Source organism: Streptomyces sp. Ag109_G2-15 (assembly GCF_900215565.1).
GTDB classification, from domain to species: domain Bacteria; phylum Actinomycetota; class Actinomycetes; order Streptomycetales; family Streptomycetaceae; genus Streptomyces; species Streptomyces diastatochromogenes.
The window spans coordinates 588,150-606,185 of sequence record NZ_OCNI01000001.1 but is presented as its reverse complement, the minus strand read 5'-3'; the positions used below and the strand labels follow the sequence as shown (position 1 = coordinate 606,185).

The 18,036-nt window shown below is 69.7% G+C and carries 11 protein-coding genes and 1 pseudogene; 8 read left to right on the top strand and 4 right to left on the bottom strand.

The window, feature by feature from the left end; genetic code table 11:
• Positions 1 to 83: 83 nt before the first annotated feature.
• Positions 84 to 1,514, bottom strand: a complete 1,431-nt coding sequence (locus tag CRP49_RS02450; protein WP_097251959.1) for an endo-1,4-beta-xylanase — start codon at positions 1,512 to 1,514, stop codon at positions 84 to 86.
• Positions 1,515 to 2,497: 983 nt separating this feature from the next.
• Here CRP49_RS02450 and CRP49_RS02440 point away from each other — a divergent pair.
• Together CRP49_RS02440 and CRP49_RS02435 are read left to right on the top strand one after the other, a co-directional pair.
• Positions 2,498 to 3,934, top strand: coding sequence for a non-reducing end alpha-L-arabinofuranosidase family hydrolase (locus CRP49_RS02440; protein WP_097251958.1), 1,437 nt, complete (start codon positions 2,498 to 2,500; stop codon positions 3,932 to 3,934).
• 660 nt (positions 3,935 to 4,594) lie between these two features.
• A pseudogene (locus tag CRP49_RS02435) lies at positions 4,595 to 5,118 on the top strand (diaminopimelate decarboxylase); the annotation flags it as partial.
• 302 nt (positions 5,119 to 5,420) lie between these two features.
• On the opposite strand, the gene CRP49_RS02430 reads toward CRP49_RS02435, so the two are convergent.
• Complete coding sequence (locus CRP49_RS02430; protein WP_179851476.1) at positions 5,421 to 5,930, bottom strand: peptidoglycan-binding protein; 510 nt, start codon at positions 5,928 to 5,930, stop codon at positions 5,421 to 5,423.
• A gap of 430 nt (positions 5,931 to 6,360) precedes the next feature.
• Between CRP49_RS02430 and CRP49_RS02425 the strand changes: the two genes are divergently transcribed.
• The 5 genes from CRP49_RS02425 to CRP49_RS02405 all read left to right on the top strand — a co-directional run bounded on the left by CRP49_RS02425 (position 6,361) and on the right by CRP49_RS02405 (position 15,077).
• The gene (locus CRP49_RS02425; protein WP_097251956.1) at positions 6,361 to 10,596 is read left to right on the top strand and encodes an FtsK/SpoIIIE domain-containing protein; all 4,236 of its coding nucleotides are present in this window, start codon (positions 6,361 to 6,363) and stop codon (positions 10,594 to 10,596) included.
• A 154-nt stretch (positions 10,597 to 10,750) separates the two neighbouring features.
• Entirely contained in the window at positions 10,751 to 11,050 is a 300-nt protein-coding gene (locus CRP49_RS02420) for a hypothetical protein (protein ID WP_097251955.1), read from the top strand.
• Between the two features lie 12 nt (positions 11,051 to 11,062).
• Complete coding sequence (locus CRP49_RS02415) at positions 11,063 to 12,799, top strand: hypothetical protein (RefSeq protein WP_097251954.1); 1,737 nt, start codon at positions 11,063 to 11,065, stop codon at positions 12,797 to 12,799.
• 288 nt (positions 12,800 to 13,087) lie between these two features.
• Positions 13,088 to 13,366, top strand: coding sequence for a pyrophosphorylase (locus tag CRP49_RS02410; protein ID WP_097251953.1), 279 nt, complete (start codon positions 13,088 to 13,090; stop codon positions 13,364 to 13,366).
• 28 nt (positions 13,367 to 13,394) lie between these two features.
• Positions 13,395 to 15,077, top strand: coding sequence for a serine/threonine-protein kinase (locus tag CRP49_RS02405; RefSeq protein ID WP_097251952.1), 1,683 nt, complete (start codon positions 13,395 to 13,397; stop codon positions 15,075 to 15,077).
• 84 nt (positions 15,078 to 15,161) lie between these two features.
• Here the strand turns inward: CRP49_RS02405 and CRP49_RS02400 are convergent, their stop codons facing one another.
• A complete protein-coding gene (locus CRP49_RS02400; protein ID WP_179851475.1) occupies positions 15,162 to 16,274 on the bottom strand; it encodes a helix-turn-helix domain-containing protein in 1,113 nt (370 codons plus the stop codon).
• Positions 16,275 to 16,605: 331 nt separating this feature from the next.
• On the opposite strand from CRP49_RS02400, the gene CRP49_RS02395 reads away from it, so the two are divergent.
• Positions 16,606 to 17,538: an XRE family transcriptional regulator gene (locus CRP49_RS02395; RefSeq protein ID WP_101374717.1), complete on the top strand. Its 933-nt coding sequence runs from the start codon at positions 16,606 to 16,608 to the stop codon at positions 17,536 to 17,538.
• On the opposite strand, the gene CRP49_RS02390 is transcribed toward CRP49_RS02395, so the two are convergent.
• Positions 17,522 to 18,022, bottom strand: a complete 501-nt coding sequence (locus CRP49_RS02390) for a peptidoglycan-binding protein (protein WP_097251950.1) — start codon at positions 18,020 to 18,022, stop codon at positions 17,522 to 17,524. The genes CRP49_RS02395 and CRP49_RS02390 overlap by 17 nt on opposite strands.
• Between the last annotated feature and the right edge of the window lie 14 nt (positions 18,023 to 18,036).

The following is an 18,036-nucleotide window of genomic DNA, read 5'->3' as shown; positions in this document are numbered from 1 at the left end:
CACCAGCGATGTCTTCCCGGAGGGACGAGGGATGCCGCACCGTGGGCCGTCATCGATCACCCTTTCGTCTGTGACAGGCCTCATCAGGCGCGGGTCCAGCGTTGGTTGCTGCCGTTCGAGCAGGTGTAGAGCTGGATCAGGGTGCCGTTGGCGGTGCCGGCCGCGACGGCGTCGAGGCAGAGGCCGGACTGGACGCCGACGATGGATCCGTCGGAGTTGAGGCGCCATTTCTGGTTGTCGCCGCCCCAGCAGCTGTAGATCTGGACTTTGGTGCCGTTGCCGGTGCCGGCGGCGTCCAGGCACTTGTTGCCGTAGACCCTGAGCTCGCCCGCGGCGGTGTACGTCCACTGCTGGTTGGTGCCGTTGTTGCAGTCCCACAGCTGGAGCTGGGTGCCGTCGGCGGTACTGGCGCTGGGCACGTCCAGGCAACGGCCCGAACCGACGCCCTTGATCTGTCCGGAATCCGCAGGGGGCGTCGTGGAGCCGCCGTTGAGTGCGTTGAGGACGGCGATGTAGGCGGGCTTCTTGCTGCCGTCGCCGTTGAACAGGAGCGGCGTGTCCCCCGATCGCCAGGAGTCGGTGTCGCGCACTCCCCAGACGGTGATGCCGAGGCAGCGCGAGACGGCCAGGCAGTCGTTGGTCACACTGGCGTAGGTCGAGGACGAGGCGCCCTGGATGTCGAGTTCGGTGATGGCCACGTCGACGCCGAGGGCGGCGAAGCTCTGCAGGGTGGTGCGGAAGTTGCTGTTGTAGGGGCTGCCACTGTTGAAGTGCGACTGGAAGCCGACACAGTCGATCGGTACGCCGCGCTGCTTGAAGTCCCGGACCATGGAGTACACGGCCTGGGTCTTGGCCCAGGTCCAGTTCTCGATGTTGTAGTCGTTGTAGCAGAGCTTGGCTGCCGGGTCGGCGGCGCGCGCGGTCCGGAAGGCGACCTCGATCCAGTCGTTGCCGGTGCGCTGCAGGTTGGAGTCGCGCCGGGCTCCCGAACTGCCGTCCTCGAAGGCCTCGTTCACGACGTCCCACTGGGCGATCTTGCCCTTGTAGTGGCCCATCACGCCGTTGATGTGGTCGATCATCGCCTGGCGCAGCGAGCTGCCGCTGAGGCTCTGCATCCAGCCGGGCTGCTGGGAGTGCCAGGCCAGGGTGTGACCGCGCACCTGCTTGCCGTTCTGCACCGCCCAGTTGTAGACGCGGTCACCGGCGGTGAAGTTGAACTGGCCCCGCTGCGGTTCGGTGGCGTCTATCTTCATCTCGTTCTCGGCCGTGACCATGTTGAACTCACGGCTCGCGATCGTCGTGTACGCCGAGTCGCCCAGCCTGCCCGAGGCGATGGCGGTGCCGAAGTAGCGGCTGCTCTGCGCCGCCGCGGCGCCGAGCGTGCTCTCGGCGGCGTGTGCGGTCGGCGGCGCGACCAGCGCGGTGACCGCACCGAGGACGCCGACGACCAGCGCCAGCAGCAGGCCGCGGATCTTCCGGCGGATAACGGGTCTGGGAAGGGCATACGAGCCCATGACTGTGCCTCCGAGGTAGAAATCATGGATGGACTGAAGTGCAGGGGATTGCGTCGTCCGCTCCCATTCGGCAGACGGACGGGGTGGGCCGGCGGACGGGGCGGGCCGGAGCCCGGGCAGCACGGAATCACCGGGCACCGCGGTCATGGGACCAGGACCATCCCAACCGGCACGGGCCGCACCCGGCCCGCCGTCGGGTGACGTACGGCGGGCGGCGGCGGTGTCGCGACACAGACATGGGGTACTCCATCGCGGCTCAGCCGGGGGACCGTCACGCGCCGTCGCGTACCTCTCCAACTGCGCGAACAGCCGGGATGCGCTGGTGCGAACCTCACCGGAACGAAACAGGGTGGCGCAGGTGCTGTGGTGCGCGGATCTGTCGTGCAGCTCGTGGATCTGCCGTGCAGCACGGATTGCCCAGGCCGGTAGGCCTCGGAATCTCGAACTAGGGCCGGTTTCTCAGACAGGGATGATTGAGGTGGTGACCATGGATCGTCAATACTTCCTGCAGGAGAAATTTCCGATCGTCATACGAAACTTTCGGAACTTTGAGCTGGCACGGTCGACCGTGTGTCAGCACCATCCGAGCATTCCGTTCCGGGGTCAAGTGGCGTACGAGTCAGTCATTTGACGGTGTGACGTGCGCTGTTCGGCGCGTAGGGGTTCGAAGGGTTTCGGTGTTGGTAGCGATATATGCGAGAGGTATTGACGCCGTTCACCGGCTCTCTATCATTCGGGTTGCTCGACACTTCGACCTATGTTCGATATGACGAACGTGTCGGGCTGCCCCATCACACAGCAGGGCCGTTCCGGGTGGCACCGCCTGAAGTCAGAGCCGCAAGGGCCAAATACCGCATGCGTATGTCATGACCGCGCCAACGCTCGTCGCCGTCTGCCGTGGTGCTCCGGCACCACACCGACAGTCCGGCCGGCCTCTGACGAGGCCAACCGGAACCGCCTACTCAAGGTTGAGGAAGTAATCCATGCACAGAGGAAGTTTCAGCCGCAGACATCCGTCTGTGGTGCTCGCCGCCGTGGCTGCGGCCCTGGCCGCGTTGGCGGCGATGCTCGTCGCCGCCCCGGCTCAGGCGGCTTCCAGCGGTGCCTTGCGCGGTGTTGGTTCCGGCCGGTGTCTCGATGTGCCGGGCGCCAGCCAGACCGACGGCACCTATCTGCAGATTTATGACTGCTGGGGCGGGACCAACCAGCAGTGGACGTTGACGGACAGCAACCAGCTCACCGTGTACGGCAACAAGTGCCTGGATGTTCCGGGCCATGCCACGGCGGCCGGTACCCGGGTGCAGATCTGGACCTGTTCCGGCGGGGCGAACCAGCAGTGGCGGGTGAACTCCGACGGCACGGTCGTCGGGGTGGAGTCCGGGCTGTGCCTGGAGGCTACGGGCGCCGGTACGGCCAACGGCACAGCGGTGCAGATCTGGACGTGCAACGGCGGCAGCAACCAGAAGTGGTCCGGCCTGTCCGGGACCCCGACCCCGCCGGACGGCACGTGTTCCCTTCCGTCGACGTACCGGTGGACGTCGACGGGTGCGCTGGCGCAGCCGGCGAACGGGTGGACCGCGGTGAAGGACTTCACCACTGTGACGCACAACGGCAAGCACCTGGTCTACGCATCGAACGTCTCGGGGTCGTCGTACGGCTCGATGATGTTCAGCCCCTTCACGAACTGGTCGGACATGGCGGCGGCCCGCCAGACCGGTATGAGCCAGGCCGCGGTGGCGCCCACGCTGTTCTACTTCGCGCCCAAGAACATCTGGGTGCTGGCGTACCAGTGGGGTGCCTGGCCCTTCATCTACCGCACCTCCAGCGACCCCACCAACCCCAACGGCTGGTCCGCTCCGCAGCCGCTGTTCACCGGCAGCATCCCCAAAACTGAATCCTCCACCGGCCCGATCGACCAGACCCTGATCGCCGACGGGCAGAACATGTACCTGTTCTTCGCCGGTGACAACGGCAAGATCTACCGGGCGAGCATGCCGATCGGGAACTTCCCGGGCAACTTCGGCTCGTCGTACACGACGGTCATGAGCGACTCGACGAAGAACCTGTTCGAGGCGCCGCAGGTCTACAAGGTTCAGGGCCAGAACCAGTACCTCATGATCGTCGAGGCGCGGGGTGCGAATGAGGAGCGCTACTTCCGCTCGTTCACGGCCTCCAGCCTGAACGGCCCGTGGACCCCGCAGGCCGCCACCGAGAGCAACCCCTTCGCGGGCAAGGCCAACAGCGGTGCCACCTGGACCAACGACATCAGCCACGGTGACCTGGTCCGCAACAACCCCGACCAGACCATGACCATCGACCCCTGCAACCTGCAGTTCCTCTACCAGGGCAAGTCCCCCACCGCGGGCGGCCCGTACGACCAACTGCCGTGGCGCCCGGGCGTCCTCACCCTGCAGCGCTGAACCGGCCTGTACCCCGTCGGCGGCCGGCCCCACCCTGATCGGGCCGGTCGTCGCCTTCCGTCAACGGGGCTGACAAGGCGCAGGTGCGACGCTCGTGTGTCGAATCGGGTACGAGTGCCTCGGGCTTCCCGACCCTGTGCTTGCCGCAGCCAGACGTCACACCTCACAGCACTCACGCGATCATCTCACCGTCATGACGCCCATTTGACGCTCGGTGCGTCCGGTGACTGCCGGGAAAGCCGTTAAACCGCTACTGAGCTGCCACTTTGCCGGGCCCACTCGTGGTGACGTGCTTCCGATGACGTCGCACGTGGAGTGCGTGGCCATTCTTGAGCCCACTACAAAGGGGGTCTGACCTGTTGTTTCTTGTGAATCGGCCAGTATGGCCGGGCGTGCTCGACCTGTTTCCCGAAGCGCACGACGTGAAGCGCGTCGTCTGCTGACGAACGCCGTCTGACCTGGCGTTCAGGGAACGTGCCGGGATGGCGGTGCGATCTTCGCCTCTCTCGGCACGAAGGGAGGCTGACCGCCTCGACGCTCAGTTGACGCTCATCCTGATGGAGCGTCATCGATCGGGGCGCTGGTACTGCCGCTCGGCCTTCACCCTGTCGTCGTGTGGTCGCAGCGGAGGGTCGCATGGGTGTCATGCGCCGCCGGCCCATGACCCGGCTGCACGAGCAGCATGGCCTGGTCCTGCCGGCACTCGACCTCGCGGCGGCCACGGCATTGCCTACCTTCCCGGCGAGGAGGCGTTGGACCTGACGGCACTGGCCCGCAAGGTCCGCCCGGAACCCGCCGGCGCCTGCGCCACCGCAGGACTCCCGGTACCCCGCCTGATCAACGAGCCGGGCCGTGGACGGAGAGATGAGTGACAACCCGCGCCGGCCCTGTACGGCGTGCGGTACACGCCACGACTGGTGGGTCGGCACAACACGGCGGCCCCGGCACCGGGCACCGTGGCCGGCCGGCGCTGAGAGGCGGGCGACGTGCTGGCAGTGGACGTGGCCCCCCCGCTGACGTGCGCCCCGGGGATGTCGGTGTCCGGCACTCACCGCTTGTCCATGGCCTCCGGTACAACCTGGTCGGCCGTCCTCCGGTGGCCGCCGGTACGCGACGGCCTTGCCCGCCTCCTGGTGCGAGGGGAGTCCCTGGAGGACATCCGCAGCCGCGACGTGGGCCTGTAGCCGACTCGCACCCCACATCTCCCGGGCGGGCCACTCTTCCCTCCCTCGTCGACCGACCTGCCCGGACCGTAGAGAGAGGGTCAGCCACCGACACGCCAACCAGGACGTAATGGACCAATGGCGCCTTCGGGTAAAGGGCGAGGGTGTCGCCAACGGACGTCCTGGGGCGGGCCTCCGCCACCTGCTCCAGCGTCGTCGGCGTGCTTGCGGCCGGCGCCCAGGAAGCGGGTGTAGGGGGTTGCCGTGCCGAGCACGAACGCGTGAGTAAGCCCGCTGGACTTTCCGCAAGCGCGGCGCCGCGCTCAGCACACACTGAAGGTGGCGGTGTTGTAGAAAAGCCCCTTCATGTCGCTGCCGATGTACATGTACCAGGCGCCGCTGTAGTCGTCTCGGTTGAACGTGATGTATCGGCCGTTGACCCCCTGGTAGATGTAGTTGGCACCTGATTGATCGAGCCATGTGCTGGCCTTCTTCAAGGTGTTGGGTCCGACGATGCCGTCGGCTGTGAGCCCGTGATTGCTTTGCCAGCTCTTGGTGGCCGACGTGGTCCCGGACCCGAATCGGCAGTCGATGCCGGAGTACGAGAGGTATCCGTCCGCCCAGAGAATCGTCTGCCACATCGCGGCCGCGTTGCTGTAGGAGTGCGACGACGCCGAGATCGGACCCTCGTCCCACCAGTCGTCGGTCCAGTCGCCGCTTCCTGAGACGTAGCCCAGGCTTGTGTCGGCCGAAGCAGGCGTCGTTGAGACGGTGATACCAGCGGCAACAGCGACGACCAAAGCCAATGCGGCTGTCTTAGGACGCAGTGACATGCGTGATTCCTTTCCGCGTGTGTCCGGTGTGACCACCGGTCTGCCGCGAGTCGTCGGTGACCGCGGCTTGCTCAATACCGTCCCTTCCGTCAGCAGGTGTGTCATTGATGCACAACGCAAAGTCATTGACGTCGAACGATCGGCTCATCGGAGGCGGAATGGGCCGTATGTGACGAAGGTGTGGGAAGCGGAGAGGTCCGACAGGCGGGGCGCGCCACCGGACGCCGTGGTCAAGCCATGCGTCTTTCCCGGCTCCGATGCCATGGACAGATCCCACGCTGAGCGTGACTGGCCTCGGTCCGGGCGGACGGGGCTGAACCGTTGCCGTTGCCTGCTCGGTCAACCGGTTTGCACCCGGTGCCGATGCGCTCCCTGGTGAGCCGCGGAAGGCTGGGACCCCCGTCACTAGACCAATGAGGAGTGGAAAGCGGTGCGGATCGTCTGTGTCGACGGTGGACGCGAGTGGGATGTGGAGGTGCGATTCGGCCGTCCGGACGCCACCCTCGCCGATCTGGCCGCTGCCGTGGGAATGCCAGGCCATGTGCTTGCCGTCGACGGGCGGGTGCTGCCCTCCGAGACGGTGGTGAACGAGTCCGGTCTCGTGCACGGGGCGCGGGTGGCCGGCGCCCGTGGACCTGTGGTCGGTGGACTACGAAAGCCCAGGGCCGTCCTACGGCTGGTGGGGGGTCTGGAGGCGGGCCGCAGCGTCCCGCTGGCGGTGGGCCGCACGGTCGTCGGGCGCGGAGCGGAAGCGGACGTCCGCGTTGTGGCCACGGGCGTCTCAAGGCTTCATGCGGCATTCGATGTCCTGCCCGACGGCCGGGTCACCGTCACCGACCTGGGCTCGGCGAACGGCACGGACGTCGACGGCGCCAGGATCCGCGAGACGGTCGAGGTCCAAGCGGACGACCTGGTGTCGCTCGGCGGTGAACTGCTTGTCCGGGTACTGCCCGCCGACCGGCTCGGTCCGGTGCAGCGGATCAACGCCGTCCGCGAGGCCGGGCCCGGTGGGACGCTGCCGTTCAACCGCCCGCCGCGGGGCGGGCGTCCGGCCGGCTCGGTGCCGATCGTCGTGCCCACGCCGCCGACTCGTACGCACAAGGCCCCCTTCAGTGTCGCGGCCCTGCTCGGTCCGCTGGCCATGGCCGCAGCGACCGTCGTGCTGACCGGCGACCCGCGCTACGCGGCCATCGCGGCGCTCACCCCGCTGATGTTCCTGGCCAACTTCACCGAGGAACGCCTGCGCGGCAGGTCCGCACTGCGCCGGGGGAGTCGTGAATACGCCGCACAGCTGGCGGAGTTCGAGACGGCGGTGGAGCGCAGGCACACCGAAGAGGTACGGTCCCGCCGCGCGGCCCACCTCGATCCGGCCGAGACGCTCTACCGGGCATCCGCCCCCGGGACCGCGCTGTGGGAGCGGCGTCCGGCCGCGGAGGACTTCCTCCAACTCGTGGTCGGGACGGCTGACCTGCCCTGGGATCCGCCGTTGGACCGGGGTTCCACCGAGCCCGCACCGGAACCCGCGGCCGTACTCGCGCGCAGCTCCGTACTGCCGCAGGTGCCCGTGGTGGTGGGAGTCTCGGCGGCTGAGGCCGTGGGTTTTGAAGGCAATCGGAGGGCGTGTCTAGCCGTCGCTCGGTCCCTGCTGTGCCAAGCCGTCGTGGGCAGCGGGCCTGCCGACGTCACGGTCGCGGTGTTCACCGACGCCGACCGGCTCGCCGACTGGGACTGGACCAAGTGGCTGCCGCACGGAGCCGACGTACGATCCGGGACGACACGGCTGGTGGCGGTCGGTCCGGAGCAGGCCGACACGCTGGCCCAGCACCTGCTCGCCGCGGGGCCGCCCGCGCAGGCCGCGGCCGGTCGGCCGACCACAGGTCCGGTGCTGCTCGTGGTCGTGGACGGCGCCACCCTGCTGGAGGGCCGCCCCAACCGGCTTCGCGACCTGATCGCGGGCACCTCCGTACGCTGCGGGGCGCTGGTGCTGACCACCCGCCTGCCCGCGCTGTGCACCTCCGTGGTCACCGCCTCGCCCGAGGGCATCGGACAGGTCCGTGACGTGGCCCTGGGCGTCACCGTGGAGCAGGTGCTGCTCGACGGCGTGCCGTTGGCCGAAGCGCGGGACACCGCGCGAGCCCTGGCCCGCTTCGAGGACCCGGAACTGCGGATCGAGGGCGCCGGACTGCCCGACCGGATCTCACTGCTCCCTCTGCTGGACCTGGAGGGCGTGGACGGCGCAGCGGTGGTCGGCCACTGGAAGAAACGGCTGCCCGAGCTCCGGGTCCGGGCGGTGCTGGGCGTCACGGAACGCGACCTGTTCACCGTCGACCTCGACGACGACGGTCCGCACGCGCTCATCGCGGGTACGACCGGTTCCGGCAAGAGCGAGCTGCTGCGCACGCTCATCGCGAGCATGGCGGTCGACGCCGACCCGGAGCACCTCACCTTCGCGCTGATCGACTACAAGGGCGGCGGCGCGCTGGACGAATGCGCCGCACTGCCGCACACCGTCGGCCTGGTCACCGACCTCGACGAGCAGCTCAGCGAACGTGCCCTGCGCTGTCTGGAGGCCGAACTGCACCACCGCGAACGGCTGTTGCGCGAGACGGGCCTGAGCCACGTGCGCGACTACCAGCGGCTGCGGGATACCGGGCGGACCGAACTCGAGCCGATGCCGCGGCTGGCCGTGGTCATCGACGAGTTCGCCACGCTGGTCAAGGCGCTCCCGGACTTCGTGGACGCCCTCGTCGGCATCGCGCAGCGCGGCCGCAGCCTGGGCGTGCATCTGATCATGGCGACGCAGCGGCCCGCCGGCTCCGTCAACGACGCGATCAAGAACAACGTCAAGCTCCGCATCGCGCTCCGGCTGGAATCCACCGGCGACTCGCAGGACGTCATCGACGATCCGGCCGCCGCGGCGATCGGCAGCCGGCAGTGGGGCCGCGCCTTCTACAGGCTCAGCGCTCGTGAAGTCGTGCCGGTGCAGACCGCTCTGTCCACCGGCGTCACCCCCGAGACAGCCGTCACGGCCCCGGCGACCGCCGACCCCTTCCTGCTGGCCCTGCCCGCCGCCGAGCCGGGCGCGGCGGAAACCGGCGGGGCGACCGACCTGCAGCGCCTGGTCGCGGCCGCCAGGGAGGCGGCAGGGCTGGCCGGTTTCGCCGAGCCACGCCGACCCTGGCCCGACCCCCTGCCCGCTGTCGTACGCGCCGCCGATCTGCCACCCGTCGCGGAACGCGGTCTGCAGACAGAAGCCGTCGGCCTCCCCGCGTACGCCCTCGCCGATGACCCCGAGCGGCAGCGGCAGTACCCGGTCGGCTGGGATCCCGCAGCGGGAAACATCCTGATCTACGGCGGCGGCGGTGCCGGGACGTCCACCGCTCTGGCCGCCCTCGCCCTGGCCTCCGCCGGCGCCGAGCCACCAGAGCGGTGCCACATCTTCGCCCTCGACATGGGTGCGGGCGACCTGGCGCCGCTGGCCGGCCTGCCGCACACCGGGGCCCACATCGGGCCGGCCGAACGCGAGCGGCAGATCCGCCTCATCCGGCTGCTGCGCCGGGAACTCGACGAGCGCAAGACGCGCGGCGTCGCGGCGTCCGGGCACGGGGCGCCGGCCCCGGACTGGCTGATACTCCTGGACAACCTCGGGGCGCTGCTGTCGGACTTCGACAAGGACATCGCCGGGATGAACCTCATTGACGAACTCGCCCGGGTCTACGCCGACGGGCCGGCCGTCGGCATCCGCTTCGCCGTCACCGCCGACCGGTCCGGCGCGGTGCCGTCCGCGTGGGCGGCACTGACCCAGCAGAAGCTGCTGATGCGCATGGCCGACCCGGGCGAGTACGGCTACTTCGACGTGCCGCGCGGCGCGGTCCCTACCTACGTTCCCGGGCGCGCGCTGGTGGCCGCGACCCGTCAGGTGATCCAGATCGGCCTGCCCGCCGAGGACCTCGGTGCCGCGGTGGCCGCCTGCGCCGCCCGCTGGCCCGGCGCCGCCACCACCGCGCCCAGGGTCGGCCTGCTGCCCGCCGAGATCACGCTCGGCGCCCTCGAGGCACAGGCTGCGGTGACCGCCGAGCCCTGGTACATCCCCGTCGGTCTGGACGCGGACACCCTCGGCGGCACCGCCATGCGGCTGTACGAACAGGAGCACGCGCTGATTGCCGGGCCGCAACGGTCCGGACGCTCCAGCGCCCTGTGCACGATCGCACGCCAGGTGACCGCCGCGGCGGACCCGCCGGCTGTGGTCGCGTTCGCCCCCCGCCGCTCGCCGCTGCGCGAACTGCCCGGGCTGACCGCGCTCGTCACCGAGTACGGCGCCCTCGAAGCGGCCCTCGCCCCGCACCCGGGCCCCACCCTTCTCCTCGTCGACGACGCGGACACCGTGGAGGACGATCTCGGGGTTCTGGATCGCTGGCTGTCCGCGGCCGTGCCCGGACGCCACCTCGTCGCCGCCGGCCGCGCCGACGCCCTGCGCCGCACCTACGGCCACTGGACTCAGCGCGCCCGCGACAGCCGCTGCGGCGTCCTGCTCGCCCCGGACCATGACCTCGACGGCGACCTGCTCGGCACGACCCTGCCGCGGCATGACCGCCTTGCCCCGCTCCCGGGCCGTGGCTATCTGGTCACGGACGGCGTCGCCGGCGGGGTGCAGGTGGCCCACTGACGGTGGGTGCACTGTGCGCGCAAGGTCAAGGGCATTGCGTCACCCGTCAAGGACGGGCCGAGGAGTGGCTGGGGAAGATGACGTATGTGGACCACGCCCTGCCGGGAGGAGTTCACCGAATGAAGACCGGGCCGTCCGACGCGCGGAGTTCACCATGCCACCTCAGGGGAAGGTCAAATACGACTTTGCCGCAGCCGACGAACTGAGCAGAGCGCTGCACCAATTGGTGGACAAAATCCACTGGTTGAACTGGGTTCGCGACACCCGAAGCAGCAAGTACTTCGACTGCGGGAAACAGTCGTGGCGCGGAAAGAACCATGACCAGTTCGTTCGGGACCTCCACGCCCAACGGCGGGCTCTGAACGCACTGGCCCAGGAGGCGGCGAGCCTTAAGGCGCAGGTGGACAACGCGACCGCTGCGGCGACGGCGAAGCTGAGCGCCAAGCATCACTGACAGGGAAGGCCCATGACCGACAGCGGAAGCGCGTCAGCGACGCCGCAGTTCCTCTTCGACTACTCCACGGCTGCGACCAACGCGGCGCGTCTCCTGGAGGAGTTCGTCCGCGGCACGCTGGCTCCCGCCGTCGCCGGTTACCAGGCGACCGCCATTGACTTCGGCAGCCACATCTTCCGTGCTTCCGCGGGATACGCGCCTGGTGCGCCCGGCACCATCGACGGGCAGGTGGCCGCCCTGCTGCCGCGGATCATCGCAACGGACGAGCATGTGGTCCTGGTGGGCAAGCTGTTCCAGCTGGCCGGCGGCACCCGTGAGACGGTGGTGAACGGGGTGCCGTTCGTCAATGGACCGCGCCCGGTGCTGGGACAACCGCCCCTGGCCGCCCCGGATCCGAATCTGACCGCCTTCACCGACGACGCGGCGCTCGCCGCTGCCGAGCGGGCCGTCGGACACTACGGTGGCGGAAACGCCTTGGCACTCTCCTTCGACTGGAGCTCGACGGATACCCACGACTTGGCTCCCGGGCTGAAGGAGCTTGCCAAGTACCAGGACGACGAGGCGTTCTGCGTGGAGTTTTTCAATTCCCTGCCGCGCGGCACGGTGGCGGGCCTGATCATCTACGGCGGCCCGACCGTGAACCGCGCTTTGGCCACTGCCTATGCGAGCGGACTGCTGGACGACCGCGTCGAACATGAGCTGGTGCGGTCGCTGGAGCTGCAGATGGAGCAGCCCAACGGCAACCCGGCGCCGGCGGCGACCCTCAACGCCCTGGCCGCCAACCCAGCCGCGGCGGCCGTCTTCGCCAGGTACCTCAGCAAGGATCCGGAGGCACTCCTGCATTTCACGGGCGGGCTCGGTTACCGGCATGAAGCGGACCCCGGATACACCCTCGAAGCTCAGTCCGGTTCGCAGCGCGCCTATCTGTCCCTGCTCACCTCCGCGGTGCCGGAGATGCACCCCGGGGAGGTGAAATCTCTGGTCGTCGCGATGGGAGCCCATTTCCCCGACGTGACCCCGGACGACCTCCAGGCGATTCTGCCCGACATGCGGCGCTTCCTGGCCACTGCCGCCGGTGCCATGAGCGGTCCCCTGCCGAGTGATCACACCATCGCAAGACACCCCGAGGCCCTGTCCAAATGGGCCAACAGCTTCGGCGCCAACATGCGTGCGTTCAACGGCATCTACGGGCACATCGCGAAGGTCTTCATCGATGCCCAGGTGCGTGACGACAAGGTCCAGGGCATCCTGACTGATGCGATGTTCGCTGTGGGTTTCGCCTTCGTCCCCGAAAGCGTCATGGCAGCCGGCGTAAGCCTGCCGCTCGGGAAGTGGGACGTCGGTTCGAAGACCGCGTCCGCGGTGAATGAGGATCTGGCCAAGCTGATGAGCCCGCCGATACCCTGGCCCAAGGGCGCGGATGGTGCGAAGATCTCCGACTTCGTCAAGGCCATGAACAGGAACAGTGCCCTGTACTTCATGTGCAACACCCTTTACTCGCACGGCATGATCACGCACAGGTCCGGCGAAAAGTGGGTTGCGACCAAGTGGCCAGACCTCAATGGACCGGACGGCCCGAACCAGCTCTTCGCGAGTCTGCGCGGCCCGCACGCGACGATGGACGACCCCGCCACGTCGGCATGGGCCTGGACCCAGCACTCCAAGGGTGGCCGGAAACTGGCGGAGCTGATCAACCAGTTCATGGGACCGGCCGACTCCGAGCCGACCTCCGTTCCGAGCGGCGGCTAGGCGTCGCGGGAGAGGTGGGATCGGTCGAACTCGGCCTGGTGACCTGGGCGGTCCCGTATCGTGCACCGCCGACGAGATCCTCGATGAAGTCGCCGCCTACTGCCACAGAATTCTGGATCCAGGTCACTGAGCGGCCCGAGGCCGCTTGGTCCCCGAACCTTGGATGACGCCCGCCTGCGCCGCACCGTGGATTGCGCACTGCGTCATGCCGTGTGCACTCGTAATCAATGACGTGGCGGGAGGTCGCTAGGGATACTGGCGGAAGTTCAGAAATCTCGGAGGAGAGAAATGGCGACCGTAAAGTCCACCGACCTGGCCCACCAGGAAGCCGGGAAAATGCTGAGCCTCATCACCAGTCAGCTTCCCGGGCTCATCGGGCAGCTGAACAGCCACGGGCAGACGCTGAGCGACCCGAACAACTGGGACGGACCGCTGGCGCAGAGGTTCAGGGGCGAGGTGTGGCCGCAGGCAAAGGGGGACCTGGACAAGATGAGGGCGTCGCTGGAACACCTGCAGCAGCAGGTCCAGAAAATCCTCACCAACATCTCGCACGCGGGTGGCGCGTAAGAGCCGCGAAGAGGACCGAGGACGCCCCATGCCCGACACGAACCCCCCTGCCTCCGGAACCGACGACCCGTCCGCAGCCGAACTGTCCGCGAACGACCTGGCGTTGCTCGGCGCCGAGCCACTGCGCCGCTCCGACCCGCCGGACATCGGCCCCTACCGGGTGCTCGCCCGGCTGGGCGGCGGGGGGATGGGCCGGCTTTACCTCGGGCGGGAGTCCGACACCGAAGGGGCGTACGGGGCGGGGGCGCTCGTCGCGATCAAGGTGATCCGCTCGGAGTACGCCGAGGACGAGCGGTTCCGCCGTCGCTTCGAACGCGAGATCGAGGCCGTACGCCGGGTGCACGGGACGTACACCGCCGAGCTGCTCGACTCCGGTTACGACCGCGACGAACTGCTGTGGATGGCCACGGCCTACGTGCCCGGCCTCAGCCTGGGCGAGGCCGTCGAGCGGTGCGGGCCACTGCCCGCGCCGGTCGTGTGGCGGCTGGCGTACGAGATCGGTCAGGCGCTCACCGCGATCGCCGCCGTGGGCATCGTCCACCGCGACCTCAAACCGTCAAACGTCCTGCTGGGGCCGGACGGTGCGCGCATCATCGACTTCGGGGTGGCGCACACCGCCGACGCCAGTTCGCTCACCATGACCGGTCAGCACCTGGGCACCCCGGCCTTCATGTCTCCGGAACAGGCGGACGGCCGCGAAGTGGGCACAGCCTCGGACGTGTTCTCCCTCGGCTCGGTCCTCGCCGCGGCGGTCACGGGCTCGGCCCCCTTCGGTGAGGGCACCACCGGCGACGTCGTCCACCGGATCATCTACGCGCCGCCGAACGAGCAGGTGATCGCGGAGGCCGCCCGGCGCGATCCCGGCCTCGCCGAACTGATCGGCCGGTGCCTGGACAAGAACCCGCGGCGGCGGCCGAGCCCGCAGGACGTCGTCGGCGCCACGCGGGGGCATGCCGTCGACGGGCAGTGGCCCGATGCGGTCGCCGAGACCGTCGCCGCACGGGCGGGCTGGCGCGGGACGGTGGTGGTGGTGCCGCCCATGGACCAGTTGACGATTCTGCGCCGCACCAAGCCCGAGGACCCGGGAAAGGAGATGTCCGGCCGACGCCGGTGGCCGCTGGTGGTGGGCGCGGCGGTAGTGGTCGCGATCGCGGGAGCGGCCGTCGCCCTGGGGGCCGCCGGAGGAGACGCCGCCCGCCATGAGGCCGCGGCCACGCCCGCAGGGTCACACTCCTCCGCCGCCACCACCAACTCGCCGCACGAGCAACAGGGCTCTCCACGGCCGCAGTCCCGGCCCAGGACGGCGGTGACCGCGACTGTCACGGCTCCACCGTCCTCGGGAAACCAGCCGGCCGACGGCGTCACGGATCCTGCCCAGCCGCAGCAACCGTACGATCCCCCGCCGGCCACGCGGCCCACCACCTCCGCCCCGACCACGAAACCCGCCCCGCCGCGCACCACACCCGCCGCGCCCTGGAAGTCCTGCACGTACTACTCCGGCACCACCCTCACGGTCTACGGCCAGAAGGGCTCCCGCGTGAAGGAGGTGCAGTGCATCCTCAAGGCCCGCGGCTACAACATCGGCCCCGGCGGGGTGGACGGCATCTTCGGCTACGACACGCTGACCGAGGTCAAGAAGTTCCAGAGCGAGCACCACCTCCAGGTCGATGGCGAGGTCGGCGTCAACACCTGGGCCGCGCTGCGGTCGTGACCGACGCGCCGCGCCCGGACCCGATGGACGGGCCGAGGCAGGCGGCCCCCGCAGGCCGCCTGCGCCCGCCTGGCTCTGGTCCGGTCACCACCGCAGCCGCTGCCTGCGGTACGAGCCGGGCGTGACTCCGTAGACCGACTTGAACGTCCGGTTGAACACCGCTGGGTCGCGGAAGCCCCAGCGCCTCGCGATGTCGCACACGCTGCGCTGCGCCTTGGCCGGGTCGGACAGATCGGTCCGGCAGTGCTCCAGGCGCCGCTCACGCAGGAACGCGCCGACGGTGAGCCCGTCCCGCTGGAACACGTGGTGCAGGTAGCGCAGCGAGATGTGGTTGGCGGCGGCGATGGAGGTGGGTGACAGGTCGGGGTCGTGCAGGTGGTGCTCGATGTACGTCTTGATGCCGTCCAGCAGCAGGTCGGCGGCGGGCGGGACGGGGTGGGGGCGAGGGGGCAGCGGTTCGGCCGGGCGTGGGCCGGTCCAGCCGCCCTGGAGCCGCGCGGTCTCGCTGTCGAGGAAGGCCGTCGCGAGGTTGACGGCGGCGGTGCCCAGCCAGGCGGCGTGTCGGTCCTCGGCGGAAGGCAGGTGCGTGGCCAGCCCGAAGACGAAGGACGCGAGGAGGGCCGCCGGGCCCGACCCGGTCGGTGTCGGACGCCCGGAGACGTCGCGCAGCACCTTGCCGGGCAGCGGCAAGGCCGCTTCGGGCAAGTGCAGGACCAGCGCGCGGACTTCGTCGGAGCCGGCGGACGCGCCGACGGAGAGCCGGAACGGCTCGGCGGCCTCCCACAACACCACGCTGCCGGACTCCAGCCGCACGAGCCGCCGATCGCGGCCGAGGACCAGTGGCCCACGCGGTGCGAAGACCAGGTGCCAGGTCAGCGGCAGGCCGCCGGCATACCGGCCCATCTCCAGAACGGCCGGTGGCACGGGCAGGCTGAGCAACGACAGCCGTACCGACCCGAGATCGACCTGGTGACGCTCCGTCGGGCCGGGCACGGCTGCTCGTACCGGAACCTGAAACTCGCCGGGCTCGGCGGTCTCCGGTGCTGCCGGGTGGTCGGCGGCGGAGCGGTACCGCCGTCCCGCGCCCAAGCCCTGCCTGCCGGCGACTGGCGGCGTACGGCGCCCGCCGGGGCTGGTCGACGTGATGTTCGTGATCTCCAGCTCGTCCGTGCCGGGCGAGCTGACGTGAGCCGTCATGCCGGAATTCCCCCGCAGTGTGCATAAGTGGTGTGCGCACCCGCGACGGTCGGACCGGAAGCCCGGACGTGGGACGAGGACTTCCGCGTGCAGGACGTTGGGTGCCGCCGCACGGGTCCTCTCCCGGGGCGGCGAGGACAGCCGATCCGGGGCCGTCCTGCAGGTGCTTCCCCGAGTCTGGTGGGGGCGGACGGCTGCGGGCCAGCGCTGCCCGCTAGTTGACTCAATCCTGGGACGGAGCCCTTCTGACCTGCGGAGACGTCCGGCGAATGGGTGGCGGGACGGGACGCCTGTGAGATAGTGGGCCCTGCGGGAGAAGGGGGACGCCGACGTGGGACGCTGGCAGCCGCTGCGGGGCGACCTGCCCGCCGAGGTGGTCCGGCTGGTGCGAGAGCTGCGGCGGTACGTGGACCGGTGCGAGATGACCACCATGACCGTCGCCGCCAAGACCGGTTACAGCCGTAGTTCCTGGCTGCGGTACCTCAACGGGCGGAGACTGCCCCCATGGGCGGCGGTGCTCGGACTGGGCCGGCTGGCGCAGGCCGATGTCGAATCCTTGCGTGTGCTGTGGGAATCGGCGGCCCACGCCTGGACGGGGGAGCGCCCGGCCGACGACTCTGGCCCGTCACCCGCACCGCTGCGTCCGGCAGGTAACGTACGGCACCCGGATCCCCCGGACGCCGTGCCCGCAGGCCCCTTACCGGCTGCGGACCGGCCGTCCTCACGCGGCTTTCGAGTGACGCACACGGGCGTACTGACCGCTGTCGCCGCATGCTCGCTGCTGGCCGCCGTGCTGCTCGCCCGGCCATGGGACGGCTGGTCCAGCGGGACGGAGGCCGACCGCCCCCCGGCCGGCGCTCCACCCGGAACGCCGGCCTGGCCGTGGCCCTTGCACAGCGCGGCGGAGAGGGCGGCCGCCGGGTGCCGGGCGGCCGGCTGCCGGGGCCTGGACCCCTACCGCGAAAGGTGCGACCGCGACAGTGTCGTCGTCCACCGGCTGCGCGCGTACGGCCGCGTCCTGACGCTTCAGTACAGTCCCGCCTGCCGGGCGAGCTGGGCGGAGGTCGACACCGCGGCCGCGACGGCCGGGTTGCGGATCGCCACGACGGGCGGCGACCAGCAGACAGCCACCGACGGCGGGGCGTACACGGCGATGGTGGCGAGCGGGCCGGACGCGGCACGTGCCACGGTCGTCGTCCATGGCCGACAACTCGGCGTCGCACAGTACGACAGCTGGATCGACGCCGTTAGCGGCAGCGCGTGAGGGTGACGGCGTTCGTGCGCAGCCGATGGAACCGCCCGGTGTCATAGACCTCGTAGACGCCGTCCGGGTCTGGGCGCAGCGGAAGACCGTAGCGTTCGCCCTGGTAGACCATCCACTGGCCGACGGGGACGATACGCTCCGCTGCGGCGCCCCAGGTGGCCGGCCCGACGATCCCGTCCGCGGACAGGTGGTGGTTGCTCTGCCAGACGCGGGTGGCCTCGGCCGTCGCCTTGTCGTACGTGCAGGTGACCGAGGAGCGTGCCGAGTATCCGTCGGCCCACAGCACGCTCTGCCACAGGCCGATCAGGTCGCTGCGCCGGGTGCGGCCGACCGCCAACTGCTGTGTGGCGCCAAGCCCGTCGGCGACGAGCACGCTGCCACGCCGGTCGTGGGACTGCTGGTTCAGCGAGGCACCGGACCCCGCGCACGCCACCGCCAGAATCAGTACGCACAGTGCGGCGCGCGCTGTCGTCCGTTCGCCCATGGCACCGTCTCACT